3 protein-coding genes are annotated in these 6,282 nt (G+C 45.2%); all 3 read right to left on the reverse strand.

Annotated elements, in window-relative coordinates; genetic code table 11:
• Positions 1-14: 14 nt before the first annotated feature.
• Positions 15-2,798, reverse strand: a complete 2,784-nt coding sequence (locus tag QUA03_RS17450) for a tetratricopeptide repeat protein (protein WP_333213505.1) — start codon at positions 2,796-2,798, stop codon at positions 15-17.
• A complete protein-coding gene (locus tag QUA03_RS17455; RefSeq protein ID WP_333213506.1) occupies positions 2,795-2,959 on the reverse strand; it encodes a hypothetical protein in 165 nt (54 codons plus the stop codon). The genes QUA03_RS17450 and QUA03_RS17455 overlap by 4 nt, the downstream gene beginning before the upstream one ends.
• A 118-nt stretch (positions 2,960-3,077) precedes the next feature.
• Positions 3,078-3,941, reverse strand: coding sequence for a calcium-binding protein (locus QUA03_RS17460; protein WP_333213507.1), 864 nt, complete (start codon positions 3,939-3,941; stop codon positions 3,078-3,080).
• Between the last annotated feature and the right edge of the window lie 2,341 nt (positions 3,942-6,282).

Genomic DNA, 6,282 nt, shown 5'->3' on the forward strand with positions numbered 1-6,282 from the left:
GCTCCAGACACCAACTAACTCAAACCCACCACCTCAACCATCCTTTTCAGCGAACTCAAGTTCACTAAAATATCCTCAGTCAGCGAATTCTGATACATCAACTGTCTAATAGGATAGCATTCAAAAGCCTCGCCCGTTAAAAAGTAATGTTCCAACTGCAAATATTGACTGATTCCCCAGTAATAATGGCTGATATAGTGAGGCGACACCAACTCAATTACTTTAGTTCCCTTGCCACAAAAAATCGTATTTGTCAATCCGCTGCCGTGGGCTGTAACTATTACCTCAGCGTGGAAAAAATGAGCAATTTGCTCTGCCAAAGACATCGACTCCGGCAAAATAGAAACAAACCCAAATTTCTCCAAAACCTCAACCACATCTTCCTCGTTCAAAACTCGTCGATATCTGGCTTTGCTGCGGCTGATATAAATGCGTTTGGGATATATCGAACTAGGTAGAATTCCCTTGAGAAACTCCCGCCTCAAAAAATCCATCGCCCACCCAGAAGGCCAGCCCAAATATCCCGCAAAAGACGGCACAATTAACTCGGTTGCTTGAATGTGAGGCAAGCGATCGCTCTCCAAGACTTTTTCTTCGGGAATGCCCAGAATTCTCAAACTTTCCCGCTGAAATTGGTGCTGACAACTATTCACCAAAAACCAATCAATCTCCGCCAAATCCCTACCGCTGTGCCGCAGCAATTCTATCCTCGGCAAAACGTCAACCATCCAGTGAAAATAGACATTCCCCGACAAACCAGAAAGCACCGCCACGCTGCCATCAATTTGCTTTAAACCTGGAAAGGATTCTAACTGAAAAACGCTGTGTTTTCTCACATCATGCTTTTCGCATCCCGGCAAAAATCCCGGGTAATCTCTCGACACATCAGCCAACAAATAATTGTCAGGAGTAATTACAGCGATCGCCTTGCAAATCAGCCAATAATTTTCCTGCGGCACAATCCAAACTCGCCCGTTGGGAATTGCTGCCACAAAAGTCTTGGGCGCCTCCACAGGTATCGGTTGCGAGTTGGACAAACGGCAAACTCCCCAACCCAAATGCACCGGATCGAACCACTTAGAAAGTCGCTGCAAACACAGCCCGCAAGTTAACCCCGCACAATCGGAATTAGCCAATTTGGAATTAGCGATCGCAAATTGGGAATTCGGAATATTTTCTGCACTTGCTTCTGGTGCCGATTTCCAAAATATTTCCACATAATTATCAGCATCCAGCTTAGCATTAACTAGCCAATCCCAACTCGCTAAATAAATACCGTGAGGAGGTTTTAGAGAGGTGTTATCTGGCAAGATAAAACTCTTTGTTTTCCATTCTTTCTGCTCCCCATACCCGTGCAATTGCAGCTCTAAAACTTTTTGATAATAATCAATCGCCCGTTCCCAGCGCCCCTGTTTTTCCAGCAGTTTTGCCAACTCAAAATAAACCTGCGGTAAAGCAGGTTGAATCGTCAAAGCTATGCGGTAAACTGCAATTGCTGCGCCCAAGCGCTGTTGCTGGGCTAAGGAATTTCCCACCCGCCAGTAAAGCTCTGCATTTTTGGGCTGAATTTGCAAAGCTTTTTGATAATAAGTGGTGGCAGATTCGTGCCCGCCGTACTCTGTTAAAGCATTTCCCAAATGCAAGTAAATTTCGGCTAAATTATCGCAAATTTCAGCAATTGGTAATTGGGCATTGGGCATTGGGCATTGGGCATTGGGAATAGTTTCTTTTTCTTCCTTCTTCCCTCTTCCTTCTTCCTTCTTCCTTCCCATCAATGCTGTGAGAAATCGATCACACGCAGCGATCGCCCTTGACAATTCATCATCTTCTACCGCCGCAACTCTGCGCCTGTCTCCTAAGCGGCAGTAAGCTTCAACAAAATCAGGCTTCAGAGCTATTGCCCGCTCAAAATAAGGCATGGCTTCAGCAATTTTGCCCAAAACCATCAAAGAAAACCCGGCGTCTGTATAGCCCGAAATATAGTCAGAATTGATCTCGATCGCGCGATCGAAACAAGCAACCGCAGCCGAATGTTCCCCCTGTAATTGCCACGCTTTCCCCAGATTGTAATGAGCCAAAACCATGTCCGGCTCCAACTCAATAGCGGTGAGGTAAGATGCGATCGCCCGATCGGGATTTTTATCCAGCAAGGCTTGACCCAAATTATTGTGCAGCGTCGCCCAATCGGGCTTAATCTCCATCGCCCGCTGGTAAACTTCGATCGCCTCAGCAGCGCGATCGTCCTTTAGCAAAATCACACCCAGATTGCTGTAAGCTTTCACGTAATCCGGCGCCACGGCAATCACCTGTCGGTAGGTATCCATTGCCGCTTTGAGCTGACTATTTTCATCTAAAACTACAGCCAGATTGTATAAAGCATCGAGATAATCCGGTTTTTGGGCGATCGCATTTCGGTAACAGTCGATCGCCGCCAACAAATTACCCTGCTTGTGAAAAACATTTCCCAAGTTATAATGAACTTGCGCCCAATCTGGTTTCAAATCCAGAGCTTGTCGGTAGTGAAAAACCGCCTCATCCAGCCACGCATAGTCGCTGTAAAGTTGACCCAAATAAGCATGAGCTAGAAAAAACTGTGGCGAAATCTCCAAAGCTTGCACAAAAGCGTCTCTTGCCGCCGTCGGATCGCCTTGAGCGTCGAGAATTTCGCCTAATGTCGTGTAAGCCGAGGGCGAAAACGGTTGAAGTTCGATCGCCTTTTTGCAAAACTCGATCGCCTCAGTTAACTTCCCCCGGTTCAAATAAATTTGGGCTTGCCGGATATATTCTTCAGTGCTCATTGCTCGCGGTGCAGTTGCGGTTTCTTTACCGCTTCAGTAAAACCTAGAAATTCTAATTTAAAAACTTTGTATTTATATTTTGCCCGATCGGGCGATCGATTAATTTTATCAATAACTGTCGATCGACTTTTTTGTAACTGCCCCTGCTTCATTTCTTGCATTTAAGATTTCAACCTCACTCCGCTGGTGGCAGAGTGAGGTTGAAATCCTTTAAAACTACCGGCTTTGTGAGAACAGCCCCGAATCTTATCCGGTGCTGCCCCACAACTGCCAGTTGTTTTAGAACAACTCGAAGTTGTTCGAGGTAATAGTCAGGCCAGGCTGCAATTGAGCAACAGTTAGCACTCCGCTGGTGCCGTTGAAGAACAACTTACCGCTTGTTGGGTCGTAGACCAACTTGTTCGTCGTGGCTGTTCCTGGAGTATTTTCGTTGAAATTAGAAACGACGACAAACTCGCTTGCCTCGAAGCTGCTGCCCAAGCCAGCGAACACACCGCCCTGCTTCAAGCGGATCTTATCTTCGCCTGGGGTAAAGTCAGTGATGGTGTCTAGGGGGTAATCGCTACCACCAGCACTCGCGAAGTAGAACGTATCGCTGCCAGCACCGCCTGTGAGGACATCAGCGCCTCTGTCGCCAGAGATAAAGTCATTGCCACCGCCACCATTGACAGTATCGTTTTCTTTACCGCCGTAGACAGTGTCGTTGCCGTCGCCGCCATCGACAATATCATTGCCTTGGCCGCCAAAGACTGTATCGCTGCCACTTCCGCCAAGTACGGTGTCGTTGCCTCTGTCGCCAGAAACCAAGTCATTGCCGTCACCGCCATCAACGAGGTCATCCCCTTTACCAGCAAAGATCCGGTCGTCGCCGCTGCCCCCAGCGACCACATCGGCGCCGCTGCCTGAAAAGATATTATCGTTGCCGTCGCCGCCACCGATACTGTCATTTCCGCCTCCGGTAATAATCAGGTCGTTGCCACCGCCACCAGCGACGACATCTGCGCCCCCAAAAGTCAGGATAATATCGCTACCATCGCTGCCGTTCAACCTGTTGGCGCCAGTGATGCCGATAACGGTTGAGCCACCGCCACCACCACCTGGTAATGAACTTGCTGGTTGTGTTGGATTTGTTACCTGTGTCATTTACACTCCTCCTAAAAGATCAATCATTTTTCTACAATACACTTTTCCCTCCAAAGGGATTCAATAAATGAAACCGGACATCGGTTGAGACCCTAATTTACCCGGCTGCTATAAGCTGTCATGTAATTTAAATTGTCAGCAGCGAGCCTCGGAGCGCGAGTTGAATCCTGTATTCGTTGAGCAGCAAATCTCTGTTGTTTCCTGCTTTTGACTCTCGACTCCACCACTGCCTCCTCTAACACGAAAATATTCCAGTTAAACGTTTGCGAGTTTACCATAATGACCATCGATATGGCTAGTCATTATTCAAACAATACCCGGAAGATACACAGAGACCATTTTTAATGGGAGTATGCTCTCAAGATTGAGAAGTTGCACCGGGCCCGCGGGCACTGTCGATCGCCGGAGAGTTCGATCGCCCGCAATGGGGCTGGAACTAAGCTGCGATTTCTTTTAAGTACACTGTATTTGACCAGACTTTAGATTTTCCCCAAGAGTTCCCCACAAATCAAAATTTTTTAACTGGCTTTCACAGCAAGCCGACGCACGCTGGAGGTCGTATTTAATCAAAAGTGCATCCCAACACAGTCCTGGAGAGGCTTTTGAGCCTCATCACCTTGATGTTTCCAGCCAAATCAGTCACGATCAACGCAGAATTTTGGCTAAAAAACCCTGTTTTTAAACCACAATCCGTCATTTCAACCATGATCCACATCCATCCGGATCATCATACAATGCAGCGATCGTCTTTTGGTGAAGTTGGGACGAACGGTGGGTCGGTAGATTTGTGACGGTACTGTCACTAGATTTTAAATTTTAGATTTTAGATTTAGTCCACAGATGAATCGCAGTTATGGGTTGGCACAATTGTAGTTATGGATAATTTACCTGTTCATAATGCTGAAGCCGTCAATTTTTGATGCTATCTATCGGCTCCCCAGTAAAATTATTACCTCGATACTCGCCGGATTTATCTCCCATATAGTTAGAGTGGGCAAAAATCAAAGCGATTTTCCGTCCTGAAGCGTATCCACCTTCAAATGTTCTTGATGAAGCGATTACTAAAGCTATTAATGCTTTTAATGATGAAAATGCTTGGCCATCCTTTCATCACCCTGGTCTTTTTTGATAACCCATTAAACAGTTAATTTTTGTGGTAAATTCGATCGGGAGCATCTCATATTTGTAAAAACACTTCTTCTGGCTCCTTCTTTCTTCCTATTTCCTCCTGCCTCCTGCCTTCTGCCTCCCAACTCCAATTTCTAGCTTGTCTGCAAAAGTGAGATGCTCCCCATTTGAGGGCTAATACCTGTGAGTGAAAATCTTCAGTTTTCAGGAAAGACTTTTTTACTAATTGTTGTTAACTTCGAGCTGAACATTAACGATTGATTAGCCAATTCCCCGAAATTGGGTTCGGCATTCATTCAGGTAAAATCTCTACTATTTATTCATAGCGGTGTGCTGCAAGTTGCGCTGGTGAAGCGTTGGAATTGCTCTGGCTATCGTACCTATAGATGTGAGCGTCACTCTCGAAAATATAATTGATGGAAGTAGCTGCATAGTAGGTCAGCCCTAACAGCGACAATAGATTAAGAACTCTATAAATTGGTTTCTCAGATACTTTGTTCATTTTGACTCCTACTTTTTATGCAAATAACTAATTTGGATACCGTGACGGCGCTTTTTTTTAGAAGTTCCCAAACATCTCGTACCTCTAAAAATTTAGCTGGCTCGCGTTATACACTCCGGATGCCCGATCGCCAAAAATAAGTCCTACTTGAGATGTGACACAGTTTTTGTTGCCTATTTCATATTGCGGTCTCTGCCTTGAATTGTCTATCTAACTGCGGTAAGAGTTAGGGATTTTGGGCAGAAACGAACTCTACAATTTCCTGTTTAAAGCTACTACGATTTAAAAAAATGGAGCTAAAAAAGCTTAAATGGCAAATATCCTAGCTGTTTTTCCACGCCTAGCCAGGATTTTCCCACCTTCGATTAATGGTACGCAGTTGCCGGAAGTCATGAAAATTCTTAAGTTGGTCAGCGGCAGGCGAAAATATGTCTTAAGTTATATTTTTGCAAGCAACAGGCTATGTTAGATTGCATATTAATTTTGAGCTTGGTTGAGGTGGTAAATAATTTTTGGGTAAAAAAGTTGTGGTCGCTGTCCGATAATTTGAGTCTGACAATTTTGCCTGAACAATTTTGACTGATCCGCACCATTAATTCACGATGTGACAGAAAATTAGGCATCAGTCAATTGGATAAGCTGTTCGACATCTAAACTGCATTAACTCGCGTTACCTTTGTTTTTGATCTTTCGGTTCCATTTCATAATTAA

The organism is Microcoleus sp. S36b_A4 (assembly GCF_036700645.1).
Classification (GTDB): domain Bacteria; phylum Cyanobacteriota; class Cyanobacteriia; order Cyanobacteriales; family Microcoleaceae; genus Microcoleus.

Coding starts and splice junctions, on each gene's coding strand:
- QUA03_RS17455 (WP_333213506.1), bottom strand. CDS start 2,959: ATGCAAGAAATGAAGCAGGGGCAGTTACAAAAAAGTCGATCGACAGTT.
- QUA03_RS17450 (WP_333213505.1), bottom strand. CDS start 2,798: ATGAGCACTGAAGAATATATCCGGCAAGCCCAAATTTATTTGAACCGG.
- QUA03_RS17460 (WP_333213507.1), bottom strand. CDS start 3,941: ATGACACAGGTAACAAATCCAACACAACCAGCAAGTTCATTACCAGGT.